13 protein-coding genes and 1 tRNA gene are annotated in these 14,117 nt (G+C 70.4%); 6 read left to right on the plus strand and 8 right to left on the minus strand.

Annotation, left to right across the window (positions count from 1 at the left end; translation table 11 throughout):
- The first annotated feature begins 95 nt into the window (after nucleotides 1-95).
- From NJE57_RS12820 to NJE57_RS12830, 3 genes are all read left to right on the plus strand, one after another.
- Nucleotides 96-1,154, plus strand: a complete 1,059-nt coding sequence (locus NJE57_RS12820; protein WP_319028834.1) for a histidinol-phosphate transaminase — start codon at nucleotides 96-98, stop codon at nucleotides 1,152-1,154.
- 117 nt (nucleotides 1,155-1,271) lie between these two features.
- Nucleotides 1,272-3,011, plus strand: a complete 1,740-nt coding sequence (locus tag NJE57_RS12825) for a bifunctional metallophosphatase/5'-nucleotidase (RefSeq protein WP_319028835.1) — start codon at nucleotides 1,272-1,274, stop codon at nucleotides 3,009-3,011.
- A gap of 187 nt (nucleotides 3,012-3,198) precedes the next feature.
- A complete protein-coding gene (locus NJE57_RS12830; protein WP_319028836.1) occupies nucleotides 3,199-4,164 on the plus strand; it encodes an alpha/beta hydrolase family protein in 966 nt (321 codons plus the stop codon).
- A 56-nt stretch (nucleotides 4,165-4,220) separates the two neighbouring features.
- On the opposite strand, the gene NJE57_RS12835 is transcribed toward NJE57_RS12830, so the two are convergent.
- The 3 genes from NJE57_RS12835 to NJE57_RS12845 form a co-directional block, all read right to left on the minus strand.
- The gene (locus NJE57_RS12835; RefSeq protein WP_319029059.1) at nucleotides 4,221-5,456 is read right to left on the minus strand and encodes an alpha/beta hydrolase family protein; all 1,236 of its coding nucleotides are present in this window, start codon (nucleotides 5,454-5,456) and stop codon (nucleotides 4,221-4,223) included.
- Between the two features lie 2 nt (nucleotides 5,457-5,458).
- Nucleotides 5,459-6,730, minus strand: coding sequence for a lipase family protein (locus NJE57_RS12840; RefSeq protein ID WP_319028837.1), 1,272 nt, complete (start codon nucleotides 6,728-6,730; stop codon nucleotides 5,459-5,461).
- 182 nt (nucleotides 6,731-6,912) lie between these two features.
- Nucleotides 6,913-7,239 carry a metalloregulator ArsR/SmtB family transcription factor gene (locus NJE57_RS12845; RefSeq protein ID WP_319028838.1) on the minus strand — a complete coding sequence of 109 codons (327 nt, stop codon included), beginning with the start codon at nucleotides 7,237-7,239 and terminating at the stop codon, nucleotides 6,913-6,915.
- Nucleotides 7,240-7,255: 16 nt separating this feature from the next.
- Here NJE57_RS12845 and NJE57_RS12850 point away from each other — a divergent pair, with 16 nt between their 5' ends.
- Nucleotides 7,256-7,720: an SRPBCC domain-containing protein gene (locus NJE57_RS12850; protein ID WP_319028839.1), complete on the plus strand. Its 465-nt coding sequence runs from the start codon at nucleotides 7,256-7,258 to the stop codon at nucleotides 7,718-7,720.
- Nucleotides 7,721-7,744: 24 nt separating this feature from the next.
- Here NJE57_RS12850 and NJE57_RS12855 read toward each other — a convergent pair.
- A tRNA-Ser gene (locus NJE57_RS12855) sits at nucleotides 7,745-7,830 on the minus strand.
- A 138-nt stretch (nucleotides 7,831-7,968) separates the two neighbouring features.
- Between NJE57_RS12855 and NJE57_RS12860 the strand changes: the two genes are divergently transcribed.
- Nucleotides 7,969-9,009, plus strand: a complete 1,041-nt coding sequence (locus NJE57_RS12860; RefSeq protein WP_319028840.1) for an NAD(P)H-quinone oxidoreductase — start codon at nucleotides 7,969-7,971, stop codon at nucleotides 9,007-9,009.
- 3 nt (nucleotides 9,010-9,012) lie between these two features.
- On the opposite strand, the gene NJE57_RS12865 is transcribed toward NJE57_RS12860, so the two are convergent.
- The 4 genes from NJE57_RS12865 to NJE57_RS12880 all read right to left on the minus strand — a co-directional run bounded on the left by NJE57_RS12865 (nucleotide 9,013) and on the right by NJE57_RS12880 (nucleotide 13,155).
- A complete protein-coding gene (locus tag NJE57_RS12865) occupies nucleotides 9,013-9,576 on the minus strand; it encodes a PadR family transcriptional regulator (protein WP_319028841.1) in 564 nt (187 codons plus the stop codon).
- A gap of 4 nt (nucleotides 9,577-9,580) precedes the next feature.
- A complete protein-coding gene (locus NJE57_RS12870; RefSeq protein ID WP_319028842.1) occupies nucleotides 9,581-10,546 on the minus strand; it encodes a nitronate monooxygenase family protein in 966 nt (321 codons plus the stop codon).
- Between the two features lie 158 nt (nucleotides 10,547-10,704).
- Nucleotides 10,705-12,087, minus strand: a complete 1,383-nt coding sequence (locus tag NJE57_RS12875) for a polysaccharide pyruvyl transferase family protein (RefSeq protein WP_319028843.1) — start codon at nucleotides 12,085-12,087, stop codon at nucleotides 10,705-10,707.
- A gap of 51 nt (nucleotides 12,088-12,138) precedes the next feature.
- Nucleotides 12,139-13,155, minus strand: coding sequence for an NADP-dependent oxidoreductase (locus NJE57_RS12880; protein WP_319028844.1), 1,017 nt, complete (start codon nucleotides 13,153-13,155; stop codon nucleotides 12,139-12,141).
- A gap of 66 nt (nucleotides 13,156-13,221) precedes the next feature.
- On the opposite strand from NJE57_RS12880, the gene NJE57_RS12885 reads away from it, so the two are divergent.
- Nucleotides 13,222-14,109, plus strand: coding sequence for an ABC transporter permease (locus tag NJE57_RS12885; protein WP_319028845.1), 888 nt, complete (start codon nucleotides 13,222-13,224; stop codon nucleotides 14,107-14,109).
- The last annotated feature ends 8 nt before the right edge of the window (nucleotides 14,110-14,117 follow it).

Raw genomic sequence — 14,117 nt, forward strand, 5'->3', positions numbered from 1 at the left:
GCTGAGCCAACGAGGGATAACAGTACACACCGGTCTGCGCGGTGCGCAAAACGCCCGGACACCCCGCCGTCATCCGGTGGTCCTACTCTGTACGTATGGCCCCCGACGTGCGCAGCGACCTTCACGCGATCCCCTCCTACGTCCCCGGGGCGACCGTCCCGGGAGCGGTCAAGCTCGCCTCCAACGAGACCACCGCGGGACCTCTGCCGAGCGTGGCGGCGGCCATCGCGCAGGCGGCGGCCGGGGCAAACCGCTACCCGGACATCACCGCCGGCACGCTGGTGGCCAGGTTGGCGGAGCATCTCGGCGTCCCGGCCCGGAACGTCACGGCGGGCTGCGGCTCGGTGGCCCTGTGCCAGCAACTCGTCCAGGCGGTGTGCGCCCCCGGTGACGAGGTCCTCTACGGCTGGCGCTCCTTCGAGGCCTACCCGATCATCGCCCGGATCGCCCACGCCGTGCCGGTACCCGTCCCCAACCGGGCCGACGGCGCGCTGGACCTCGACGCGCTCGCGGATGCCGTCACGGACCGGACCCGCCTGATCTTCGTCTGTACCCCCAACAACCCCACCGGCCCGGCCGTGTCCCGGTCCGAGCTCACGGCGTTCCTCGACCGGATCCCCGAGCGCATCACCGTCGCCCTGGACGAGGCGTATTTCGAGTACGTGCGCTCGGCGGACGCGGTGGACGGCGTTGCCGAGGCGATGGCCCGGCCCAACGTCGTGGCACTGCGCACGTTCTCCAAGGCGTACGGCCTGGCGGGTCTGCGCGTGGGATACCTCGTCGGGCCCGTCGACCTCGTGGTGCCCGTGGCCAAGATGGTCGTCCCCTTCTCGGTGAGCTCGCTCGCCCAGGCCGCGGGCATCGCCTGTCTCGAGGCGGGAGACGAGCTCCGCGCCCGCACGGACGCGGTGGTGGCCGAACGCCGGAGAGTGCGGGACTCCCTCCTCGACCTCGGGCTGGAGGTGCCCGAGAGCCAGGCCAACTTCGTGTGGCTGCCCCTCGGCGACGCCGCGGCCGCGTTCGACTCACACTGCCGTGACCGCCTCGTCGTCACCCGGTGTTTCGCCGGCGACGGGGTGAGGGTGACGATCGGGGACAGGTCGGAGAACGACCGCCTCCTCGAGGCCGCCCGGACTTTTGTGACCCGAACGTGACCCTTCCGGCGGGCTCCCGTGACCTCCCACCGGCACAGTGGGCGGGGTTGACTCGGGCGGAATCCTTCCACCCGTGATCCGAACATGCCCGCGCGCGACTGAAACCGAAGGAGCCGGATGCCACAGCAGAGCTCACGTGACGATGTGAGCTTTTCCGGCACCTACTCGCTGCACCGGGGCGCACTCCTCGCGGTGGTGGTCGCGGTGATCGGCGCGTTGACCGCCACCCTCGCCGGCCCTCCGCCCGCGGCGGCCCGCACCGGCGACTCGAGTCGGTCGTGGGCTCCCGGGGACGAGACACAGTCGGTGCGCATCCTCGGCATCGGTGAGTTCTCCGGAGCGCTGACCCGGCCGGTGGGATTCCAGGGTGAGCTCCGTGACGGTTCGGGGAACGTCCGGCCGGCGGGTGGCGGGGCACATCTGGCGGCGACGGTGGGCAAACTCCGCGACCAGGCCGGGGACGCGGTGCTGCTGGCCACCGGCGACTCGATCGGGGGGACCGCACCGGAGGCGGCGCTGCTGGGCGACCGTCCGACCATCGAGTTCTTCAACCGGCTCGGGGTGGACGGTGCAGGCGTCGGACGACGCGAGCTGGAAAAGGGTGCCGACCACACCCGCGCGCTGGTCAGGCCGGAGTGCCGGACCGAGCAGGACTGCCGTGTGGACCCGCCCCTGCCGCCGTTCCGCGGTGCCACGTTCCCGTTCCTGGCCTCCAATGTCATCCCCTCCCCCAACTCCGCGCCGACCTTCCCGTTCTCGATCCACCGCGTCGGTGACGTCCGGGTGGGGGTCGTGGCGGTCACTCTCCCCTCCGAGAGCGTCCCCGAGACCACGACCCGGCTGGACGACCCCGTGAGAGCGGTCAGCGAGGCCGTCGACTCGCTGCAGTTCCTCGGCGTCGAGGCCATCGTGGGTGTGGTGCAGTCCACCACCGTCCACGGGAACCTCGACCCCGGCGACTGTCCGGAGGAACTCACCGAACTTGACCTGGTCAAGCGCCTGGATCCCGATGTGGACGCCCTGATCGTCGGCGCCTCGGGTGGGCCCGCCACCTGCCGGGTACTCGACTCGGAGAACGACGAGCGGGTGGTGGTGGCGCCCGCGTCCCACGGCCGGTCGGTCACGGTCGTCGACCTTGCCGTCGATGCCACCACCGGAGACGTCATCCGCCCCCAGACGTCGGCCTTCAACCAGACCGTCAACCTCGACATCGAACCCGACCCCGGCACGGAGGAACTCGTACGCCAGGCCGAAGCCGCCGCGGCGCCGGAGGCCCGCAGGCCCCTCGGCTCAGCCGCCGAGACGATCCCCCTGGCCATGGACACCAACGGCGAGTCCCCGCTGGCGAACCTCATCGCCGACTGCCAGCTCTACGCCACCCGCGGCCGGGGCGCGCAGCTCGCGCTCTCCAACCCGGATTCGCTGCGCACCGATCTACCGCTGGGGCCCCTCGACTACGCCGCCCTGCACACGGTCCAGCCCTACGGCGACCGCCTGTACCTGGTGACGGTGACGGGCCGGGAACTGCAGGACGCGTTCGACCACTTCGCCGACGACATCGGCGACAACGGACCGGCGGTCTCGTCCAACGTGCGCTACACCGTGGACACCCGGCTCCCGGTCGGCTCGCGGGTGACCGAGCTGGTGATCGACGACGAACCGGTCGATCCCGGTCGGGACTACACCGTCGTGGTCAACGAGTTCCTCGCCTCCCCCGAGTTCAACGGCTCCCCCCTCGCCGAGCAAGGCGAACGCCGGGAAGCCGGCCTCACGGACCTCGACGCCCTGATCCGGTACGTCACCGAGGAGGGGCCGCTGAGCGCGCCGGACCTCGGACGCGTGCGGGTCATCAGATAGCACCCGGACCCACCGGGGCCGTGACCCCCCTACCCTCGGGTATCTTCGCGTTCTGGCGCCGTGCATTCTAAGATTGAGTTCACCACACGGTCCGGCAGCCACTCGCCGGGCCGTCATTATTTGCTGACGCGTCCACCACGGGCGCACCGGTGGCTAAACCTGATAGATACCTGAGAAATGGGTGCGCATGCCACAGCGACGACGGTCCTGCCTACCGACGCGGATCGCGCGGATCGGCCTGGGCCTGACGACCGTCCTGGCGCTCGGCGCCGGATGCGTGACCACCGGCGCCGCCCCGCGCGTCGACCTCAACTTCGCGTCCCCGCCCAGACTCGACGAGGTCACCGTCCAGCGGTTCGAGTACCCCACTCACGACACCCCGGACCCGGAACAGAACTGGGCGGACCTCTACCTCCCGGCCGGCGAACAGCGGATCGACACCATCCCCCTGGCGATCCTCATCCACGGCGGGGCGTGGCAGAGCCAGATGGGGGCTGACGTCTTCGACCCCCTCGCCCGCAAGCTCGCCAGCCGCGGGATGGCCGTCTACAACATCGAGTATCGACGTGGTGGTGCCGGCGGCGGATGGCCCACCACGTTCCGCGACGTGGCGAGCGCCCTGGACCACGTGGTCGAGGTGGACAAGCGGTTCCCACAGATCACCACCGACGACGAACTGGTGGTGGGTCACAGCGCGGGAGCCCAGCTCGCCGTCTGGGGCGGCACCCGGCACCTGCTGGACGACGGCGAGGTCGGGGCCGAGCCGGCGTTCCGCCCGACGCGGGTGGTCTCGATCGCCGGGCCACTGGACATGGTCTACGCCGCGAACAACGGCGACGACAGGATCGTCACGGCGCTCGGCGGGACCCCGTCGGAGGTGCCGAACCGCTACGCGATGGTCGATCCCATCCAGAACATCGACCCCTCGACCCCGGTGGTCGCCATGCACGGAGCCCGCGACGTGACCGTGGGACCCGAGAACTCCCGGCGTTACGTTGACGCGGTCGTCCGGGCCGGGGGCAAGGCCAAGATGGTCCTGTTCAACGAGGAGGACCATGTCTCCCTCGTGTCCGGGGACTCCCGCGCCTACCCGCGGGTGCTCGAGATCATCCGCTACGTGTCGGAGGCGGATCTCGACGAGGCGACCGCCTGACAAGGCCGAGTGGTCGAGCGGGGCGATGTGGCCCGCACGATCGCCCGGAACGGCGGTCAGGGCAGCACGGCGTCGAGCCAGCCGAACATCCGCGCGTCGGTGAGCTGTCTCGCCAGCGGCTGGCAGTGGAAGTTTGCGCCCTCGGCCGCCGTGAACCGCGCCAGATGGGTGGGACCGCCCGCCCCGGCGGCGAGTTGCTCGGACTGGCCGGGCCAGAACTGCTCGTCCTCGGGATCGGTCACCAGTAGGGGCGTGCTGATACCCGCCATCTCGTCCGCGGTCAGCGCGTACCTGTGTACCTGCGTGAGGGTGTCGAAGTACCCGGCCTCGCCGTACGGACGGGCCCGGAACGTCCACGTCCGCGCGGTCGTGGACGAGAACTTCATCCCCAGGGACATGTCACGGTCGAACGCCTCCTTCTTGCCCGCCCGGAACAGCGTCAGCAGACTGGACGGGATGTTGGCTCCCCACGACGCCGCCACGTCGACAACCCCGGGGTCCGCGACCGCGGCGGCGAACCGGTGTTCGTACGCCAGAGCCCGGGCCACCCAGTAGCCGCCCTGGCTGATGCCGTAGACGGCCAGTCTGGCGGGGTCGACGTCGGCGCGGCCCAGGAGGAAGTCGACGACGGGGGTGAGGACCGACTCCCAGTCCGGGCGGAATCCGATTCCGCGCTGAAAGAGCATCGACTGCTGCCCCGGCCCGTCGAACAGCAGCACGTTGTATCCGCGCGCCAGGGCTCCGGCAGCCCCGTTGTGCCACAACCCGCTGGTCGCCCCGTCACTGCCGTTGACCATCACCAGTGTCCGACGGGGGTCCGTATCGGTGGACGGACGGAGGAACCACCCGGGCATCGCGTCGTGTTCCCAGGGGATCGACACGCGCTCCACGACCCGGTCGGTGGTGTCCACGAAACCCTCCCAGCTCGACCTCTGGAGGCGGAAGGTGGACGTCAACTGGTCGTCGGACTGCAGCCCGCTCGCCGCGTTCACCGCCACGGCGAAGTAGGTGGCCGCCCGCAGGTAGGCCATGGACGCGGTCACCGTCCTCCCCGCCGCCGCCTCCTGCTCGGCCGCTGCGCGGACACTGCTCCCGAGGTCGTGCCAGGCCTGGAACCAGTGGTCGTGATCGCCGTCGCCGACACCGTCCACGGTCGCCAGGACCTCACCGGCCTCGGCGGAGCCGTAGGCGACGGCGCCGAGAAGACACCGCACCTCGTAGTCGAAGTCGGGGTTCTTGTAGAAGCCCTTGCTCAGGGCGCGGTGGGGGCGGGCGGAGAAGAAGGTCGACATGGTCATGTCCCCTGACAGTTGGAGGTGGGGGCGGCTCCGGCGAACCGGTCGGTGAGGAACTGGGCTGTCTGCGCCTGGAAGGGCACGAAGGCCTCGGAGTGGCCGAGGCGGTCGTACTGCGCGTAGGTGACGGCGACTCCGCGGGTGCAGTACTCGTGCGCCAGGCCGGCGACGTCCGCGGTCACCATGACCGAGTCGCCGATCCCGTCGACGTTGCCCACGGCGAGCAGCATCGGAACCCGTGGCGTGCCCGTCGTGCCCATCACATTGTCCCCGATCGCGCTCACCACCGCCGGGATGTCCAGCAGGGAGGTGTACGGGGCGCGGACCATCTGGGCGTCGGTGAGTCCGGGGTAGTCGGCGGCGAAGGCGTTGATGCACTGCGAGCTGACGGTGTCGACGAGCTGTCGGCCGTAGTCGGACAGGAAACTGTCGGTGTCGATTCCATATGCGCGCTGATAGGACACGACGAGTGCGGGGATGACCCCGGCCCATGTGGCGCTCCCGCTCACATACGGGAGGTTATGTGCGACGTTCACGGGGAGCCCCCCGGCGGCCGCGCCGACGATGTTCAATTCCGGCGCGTACGTCGGCGCCATCTCGGCACCCCACTGGGTGGGCACGGACCCACCGGAGTATCCGGCCAGCCCGACCGGGGTCGAGGCGGGCAGACCGAGGTGGCTGATCGTCGCACGGACGCCGTCCAGCGCCGCATAGGCGGACTGGCGTCCGATGGTCCACTCCAGGTCGGGGCCCTCGTAGTCGGGGACGACGACGGTGAAGCCGGCGGCGAGGTACCCGGCGATGACGCCCTGCTCGGCGATGCCCGCGTGGCTGGGCGCGCCGTTGCCCGTCAGGGTGTACGAGGGGTCGCATTCGGACCCCAGGGCGTCGTAGGCCATGTGGTACGAGATGAGCTTCGGCGGACCGGGGACCAGCGGCCGGAGGATCGTCGCGACCGTGGTGCTGGGCCCACCCGCCTGGTCGGTGGTCCGGTACAGCACCTGGGTACTCGAGAGCGGTGTGGCGTGCTCGAGAGATCCGTAGGGCATCGATCTGCTCGCGATCACCGATCCCGGCGCGAGATGCCCGACCGGCCCGTCGGGGGTGTAGAACGGGTCGGCGGACGGCAGCGGCACGGGGGGTGGGGCGGCGGACTGCCCCGCCGCCGATCCCGCGCCCAGGACGGCGCCCGCACAGAACATCAGGAGCGCGGCGAGAGTGGATGCGGCGCCCCGCCGCAGGGCCCGCGCGTGAGGACTGGTCCCGGCCATGGTGATCTCCCGGTGTCTGGTCGCCTCTGGCCGGTGAGGTGGTGGGGACCACATCACCGATCGCGAACGGCGGGAGGGCCCGCACGCCCACCATGATGATGACGCAGATCACCGCATCCGGGGCCCGGTTTCACACACAGGTCGGCCTACGCCGGTGCGCCCGTGCCCGTGCCCGTGGACACTCACCGGTCCAGTTCGTCCAACAGGTTCACCGCCGCCCGGGCGTAGTCACCGATCCACCGGTCGTGGATCCGCTTGATCGGCAGCGGCGCGAGAGACAGGTGGCGCTCGCGTCCGATCCTGCGCCCCGTCACCAGGTCGGCCCCCTCGAGCACGCGCAGGTGCTGCAACACCGTGGTGCGGTCGTTCTCGGGGAACAGGGCGCAGAGCTCGCCTGTCGTACGCGGTGAATCCTTGAGTGCGTCCAACATGCGCCGCCGTATCGGGGCGGCGAGTGCCTTGAACACGGCGTCGTCATCACTCGAACCCTTGCCCTCGGTGGCTGACATGTTGTAAATATACAACATGTCAAATGAGTTGAGAGAACTGTCCTTCACGGTGTCGGGGCGCGTGGGGCGGCCCGTCGACGAGGTGTACGAGGCCGTGGCCGACCCGGAGCAGTTGACCCGCTACTTCACGACGGGGGGCGCTCGTGGCCGGCTCGAACCGGGCGCGGAGGTGTCGTGGGAATTCGCCGACTTCCCGGGAGCCTTTCCGGTGACAGTGGTCGAGGCCGACGCGCCGCGACGTCTGGTCATCAGGTGGGAGGGTGTCGATTCCATCGATCCCGACACCACCACGATCTTCGAGTTCGAGCCGGTGGACGACGGCGCGCGAACCCTGGTCACGATCACCGAGCGGTCCTGGCGACCGACGCCCGGCGGAGCGGAGAACGCCTTCGGCAACTGCGAGGGGTGGACGATGATGCTCACCGCACTCAAGGCGTGGGTCGAGCACGGCATCAACCTGCGGGAGGGGTTCTACGCCTGAACGTACGCACGATGACGTCCTGTGCGGAAGTGGAGGGATTTGAACCCCCGGTGCTGTTTAGGCACGCTCGCTTTCAAGGCGAGTGCATTCGGCCGCTCTGCCACACTTCCTCGTCGTCACCCGCGACACGCTCGGGCGCGTGGTTCCACGTGGAACCCGCGTCGACGACGTCGCTCATCGTAGTGGACCCACACGATCACACGCAGCCCGGCTGCCGTCGGGCGCTCCTCGCGGCTACGGTCGAGAGCATGAAGGCGATCGAGTATGACAACGGCCCGGATTCCGTGCGGCTGACCGAGGTCGACGACCCCGTCGCGGGCCCCGGCGAGGTGCTCATCGACGTGGCGGCCACCGCCGTCAACCGCGCCGATCTCCTGCAGTCGAAGGGTCACTACCCGCCGCCCCCCGGCGCTTCGGAGATCCTCGGCCTCGAGTGCTCGGGGCGCATCTCGGCCGTGGGCGAGGGGGTCGAGGGCCTGGCGGTCGGCGACGAGGTGTGCGCCCTCCTGGCCGGCGGTGGGTACGCCGAGAAGGTCGCCGTACCGGCCGGGCAGGTGATGCCGGTCCCGGTGGGCGTGTCTCTGCACGAGGCCGCGACACTGCCCGAGGTGGCCTGCACGGTGTGGTCGAACCTCGTCATGACGGGCGGGCTCGGCCGTGGCGTCCTGGCCGCGCACTCCCGCTGGGGCGACACCGAACTCGGAGCTCCCCGGGTGTTGATCCACGGTGGTGCCGGCGGCATCGGTTCCCACGCCATCCAGGTCTGCCGCGCGCTCGGCGCCCGCGTGGCCACCACCGCCGGCGGGCCCGAGAAAGTACAGAAGTGCCGCGACCTCGGTGCGGATCTGGTGATCGACTACCGCGACGAGGATTTTGTCGACCGGGTGAAGGACTGGACCGACGACGACGAGAGGGGCCGTGGCGTCGATCTGATCCTCGACGTGATGGGCGCGAAGTACCTCGAGCCCAACATCGCCTCTCTCGCCCCGGACGGCCGGCTGATCGTGATCGGCATGCAGGGCGGGGTGAAGGGTGAGCTGAACCTGGGAGCCCTGCTCCCGCGCCGCGCCGGCGTGCTGGCCACCAACCTCAGGGCCCGCCCGGTGGACGGTCCCGGCGGCAAGACCGGCATCTGCCGGGAGGTGGTGGACAACGTGTGGCCGATGGTCGCCGCGGGCGACGTGACCACCCGCGTCTCCCGGGAGATCCCGTTGGAGCGGGCTGCCGAGGCGTTGACCCTGCTCGAGTCGGGCGAGAGCCACGGCAAGATCCTGCTCACGGTCGACTGATCGTCACGCCCCGGGAGAAGCCGCCGGCAGTCGGTCCATCACCTCGAGCGTCTCGTCACACCAGGTCACCCACGCCTGCTCCACCTGGATCCCCAGTGTGAGGATCTGGTGCTGGAGCGCGTTCCGCGCGTCGGCCGGGTCGACCGTCGCGAAGTCACGTTCCTCGATGTCGCGGTACCGCTCCAGGTTCGCGAGGCGCTGTCGGCGGTGGTGCTCGAGAGCGTGCCGGACCTCGTGCGTGTTCCCGGTGGCGGCCGCCGCCCGCACCCGCACCGCCGTGGTGGAGCGGATCGGCTCCGGCTCGTCGACCTCGCGGATCCACTCGACGAGTAGCCGCCCGCCGTCCTCGGTGACCTCGAACCGGCGGGGATTGCCGCGCGAGGGGGCGCCCTCGCGCGGCAGTTCGCGGATCAGGCCCGCCTCCCCCAGCCGGTCGAGCTCCCGGTAGATCTGCTGGTGGGTGGCGGGCCAGAAGTACCCGATGGACTTGTCGAACCGCCGTGCCAGTTCGATTCCGCTCCCGGCCCGCTCGGTCAGGGAGGTGAGGATCGCGAACTTCAGCGACACGGGCTCAGCGCGCTGCCAGGGCGGAGGCCGCCTCATCGTACTCCCGGCGAAGGCGCTCCACCAGGTCACGGACGGTGCCGGTGGAGGTGACCGCGCCGACGCCCTGGCCCGCTCCCCAGATGTCGCGCCACGCCTTGGAGTCCTCGCCCCCGCCGGAGCCGAAGTCCATCGCGGTCGGGTCCGAGACGGGGAGGTCGTCCGGGTCCAGACCGGCGGCCTCGATGCTGCCGCGGAGGTAGTTCCCGTGGATCCCGGTGAACAGGTTGCTGTAGACGATGTCCTCGGCCCTGCTCTGCACGATCATCTGCTTGTAGTCGTCGGTCGCCCGGGACTCCTCGGTCGCCAGGAACGCCGACCCCACGTACGCCAGGTCCGCACCCGCGGCCCGGGCGGCGAGGATCGACCGACCGTGGGCGATCGCCCCGGACAGCAGCAGCGGTCCGTCGAACCACTCGCGGATCTCCTGCAGCAGCGCGAACGGCGACTGGGTCCCGGCGTGACCACCGGCTCCGGCGGCCACCGCCACCAGTCCGTCCGCACCCTTCTCGATCGCCTTGCGGGCGAACTTGTCGTTGATCACGTCGTGCAACACGATGCCGCCGTAGGAGTGGACGGCCTCGTTGACCTCGGTGCGGGCGCCCAGGGAGGTGATGACGATCGGCACCTCGTGCTCGACGATCGTCGCCAGGTCCTGCTCGAGCCGGTCGTTGGACCGGTGGACGATCTGGTTGACCGCGAACGGGGCCACGTACTGCTCGGGGTTCGCCGCCGCGTAGGCCGCGTTGCTCTCGGTGATCTGGTCGAGCCACTCGCCCAGCACCGACTGGGGGCGGGCGTTGAGGGCGGGAAACGCTCCGATCACACCCGCCTGGCACTGCGCGGCCACCAGCTCGGGGCCGGAGTAGATGAACATCGGCGAGGCGACCAGGGGGACGGTCAGGGGGCCGGAGAGAACGGAGGGAAGCGGCATCGGGTCTCCTGTCGAGCAATCTGCGACGGGTGTCGCAGTCTGCTCTGACCGTACGTGCGGAGGAGCACCTATGCAACAAGTTGCACAAAGCACTCGCGGCGGAGCGTCGGGCGCCTCCGGTGTGGGTTTCAGCGCAGTGGGCCTCAGCGCAGTGGGCCTCAGCGCAGTGGGTATATCTCGCCCGCCAACGCCTCGGCGGCGCCGACCCGTTCGGAGACGACCGCCGGGTCGAAGCCCCCGGCTGTGGGGACGCCGGGGACATGTCCGTCCCCGGTGGCGACCGCCGTCCAGGCTGATCCGGCGGCACGGAGCGAGTGGTGTTTGACGTCGTAGTACGCGGACCCGGTACTCAGGGCCACCCCGGAGGCGCCGCAGGCCGCCGCGAACAGATGCGGATGGAAACGGGTCGTCAACCAGACCTGCCCGGGTCGAGCGGGCAGGCCCGCGGACCACAACTCCTGGAAGGGGACGAACCGCGCACGCGGCAGATCGAGTCCGGCGAGCGCCGGTCCCACCTCGTCGTCGTCCTCGCCCGTGGCGGTGGTGGCGGCGGCAGCAGTGGCGGCGGCGGCGCGCTCACACACCATGTCCCACACCACCCGGTCACCCCCGGGGATGGACTCGATCACCGTGATCCGCTCGCCGGGCACAGCCCAGTCCGCCAGGACGCGGGCCACGGCGTCGGCGATCTCCGCCGGTTCGCCCAGGTCGGACTGGGCGCAGACCACGAGATCGCGGCAGGTGTCGGGTTCGGCGGAGTAGACCGGGTGGTCACCGGCCTCCACACTGCCCGCCGTGGACAGGGCCAACCAGCCGTCATCGGCGACGTGGCGGACGGGCACGCCGGTGCGGACGAGGAGGTCGTGAGAGGCCTCGTCGCGGACGGCGACCAGTTCGAAGCCGGAGAACGCCTCGGCCAGTACCGCCACGTCTGCGCACGGCACCAGGCCCTGGCCGGTGGCGACCACCCGAGAGCCGGACACGCGGCCGACCTCCCCCGCCGCGGCCGCCACCCCGAGGTGGTGCGGCCACAGGTCGTTGACGTACCCGCCGCCGATCAGGTGCACCACCGGGGCGCTGAGCAGCAGATCGACCCCCGACGCCACCGCCGGCCGCATCCCGGGGTCCCGGACGGCGCGCCGGGTGAACCCGATCGCGGACCGGGCGTCGCCGCACTCCCCCGCCAGCCGCCACAGGGTGTCGGTGAACAGCACGTCCGGGTGTTCGCCGTGGTGCAGGACCGCCGCCTGCCCCGGGGTGTGACAGTCGACCACCACGGGCGTACCCGGCAGTCGATGCCGGAGATGCCGCAGCCAGCCCGCCAGGAGCTGCTCGTCACCGTGGTTGGGGTGCCCGGCGGGAGCGACCAGATAGATCGGCCGATGGTCCTCGCGGGGCCTGCCCCACCGGGCGTCCGCGGCGGACCGGGCCCCGTCGACCTGCTCGCGGGCGCGGCGGCGGAGACCCCCGGCGATCCGGCCGGGCAGATCCCTCGCGGACGCGGTGGCGGCGGACACGACTCGGCGGGGCGGCGGGATCATGTGTCCACCCTGCCCCACCGCCGGGCCGACCCCCGGCCCACCCCCGCGGCTCTAGATCTTGACGAGCATCTTCCCGACGTTGGCGCCACGCATGAGGTCGAGGAACGCGTCGACCGAGTTGTCGATGCCCTCCACCACGGTCTCGTCGAAGACGATCTCGCCCGAGGCCACCCACGGCCCGACCTTCTCCGCGAACTCCTTGAACACGTGCATGTACTTGTTGACGGTGAACCCCTGCAGCGTGAGCCCGCGGGTGATCGCGTGCCACATGTTGTCCGGGCCGGGCGTGCGCTCGGTGGCGTTGTACGAGCTGATCGCGCCGCACAGGGCCAGGCGGCCGTCGTCGTTCATCAGGTCCAGCGCGGCCTCGAGGTGGTCACCTCCGACGTTGTCGAAGTAGACGTCGATGCCCTGGCCGTTCTCGTTGCCGAAGTGCTCGCGCAGGAGCGTGCGGACCGGACCGTCCTTGTAATTGAGGGCGGCGTCGAAGCCGTAGCTGCTGGTGGCCTTCTCGACCTTCTCCGCGCTGCCGGCCGAACCGACGACCTTCGAGGCGCCCATGAGCCGGGCGATCTGCCCGACGGCCGAACCGACCGACCCGGCGGCACCGGAGACGAAGACGGACTCGCCCTTCTGGAACCGCCCGATGTGCAGGAGCCCCACGTACGCCGTGAGGCCCGTGGTCCCGAGGATCCCCAGGTACGCGGAGACCGGGACGCCCTCGATCTCCTGCACCACCCGGAACTGCCGGCCGTCGCCCTGGGCGACGTCCCGCCAGCCGAGGTCGTGCATCACGACCGCCCCGACCGGGTGGGCGTCGGAGCGGGACTCCACGACACGTCCGACGGCGCCGCCGGTCATCGTCTCGTTCAGCTCGAACGGCGGGATGTAGGACCGGCCCTCGTTCATCCGGCCGCGCATGTAGGGGTCGACGGAGAGGTACTCGTTGGCCACGCGCACCTCGCCCTCGGCGAGGTCGGGGAGGTCGACGACGACGGTGCGGAAGTCGTCATGGGTCGGCCAGCCGCGGGGACGGCTGACGAGCTGGATCTGGGTGCTGGTCGTCATGACACATGTGTACGCGCCCTGTCTGCGGGGCTGCCACCGCCCACACCTCTAGTAGGCTTCGCCTTCGTGCAGGACCAGCCCACTCCCGACCCCGCTGCGGCGACGCTCCCCGACGAGCGCGTCCGCGGCGAGATCGTCAACGACTCCCACACCTTCCGCCGGGCCGTGGCCGACCTGCGTCAGGGGCTGAGCCAGCGGGAACTGTGGCTCTCCCTGGGCTGGCAGGACATCAAACAGCGCTACCGCCGCTCCACCCTGGGCCCGCTGTGGATCACCATCGCCACCGGTGTCATGGCCGTGGCGCTGGGCCTGCTGTACTCGATCCTCTTCCAGATCCCGTTGGCCCAGTTCCTGCCGCACGTCACCGTGGGGCTGATCCTCTGGGGTTTCATCTCCGGCTGCATCAAAGAGGGCTCCGAGGTCTTCATCTCCAACGAGGGCCTGATCAAGCAGCTGCCCAGCGCGCTGAGCGTCCACGTCTACCGGCTGGTGTGGCGGCAGTTCCTGTTCCTGTGCCACAACCTGGGCATCTGGGTGGTGCTCATGCTGATCTACCCGCGGCCACTGGGCTGGGATCTGTTGCTGGCCGTCCTGGGGCTGGTGGTCCTGATGGTCAACGGGGTCTGGGTGGCCATGCTCTTCGGCATCCTCGCCACCCGCTTCCGCGACATCGCGCCCCTGCTGGACTCCATGGTGCAGCTGCTGTTCTACATGACCCCCATCGTGTGGACCACGCAGACGCTGTACGAGCAGGGCGGGGAGATCGCCGACCGCGCCCGCATCGCCGAGCTCAACCCGCTGTACCACTACCTGGAGATCGTCCGCGCCCCCATGCTCGGCGAACCCACCGCCCCCTACCACTGGTGGATCGTCCTGGCCTGCACGGCCGTGGGCCTCGTCCTGGCCTTCGCTGCACTGCGGAAGTTCCGCTCCCGAGTCCCGTACTGGGTATAGGAGAGTCA

Origin of the sequence: Dietzia sp. PP-33, from assembly GCF_033790845.1 — a bacterium.
GTDB lineage: Bacteria > Actinomycetota > Actinomycetes > Mycobacteriales > Mycobacteriaceae > Dietzia.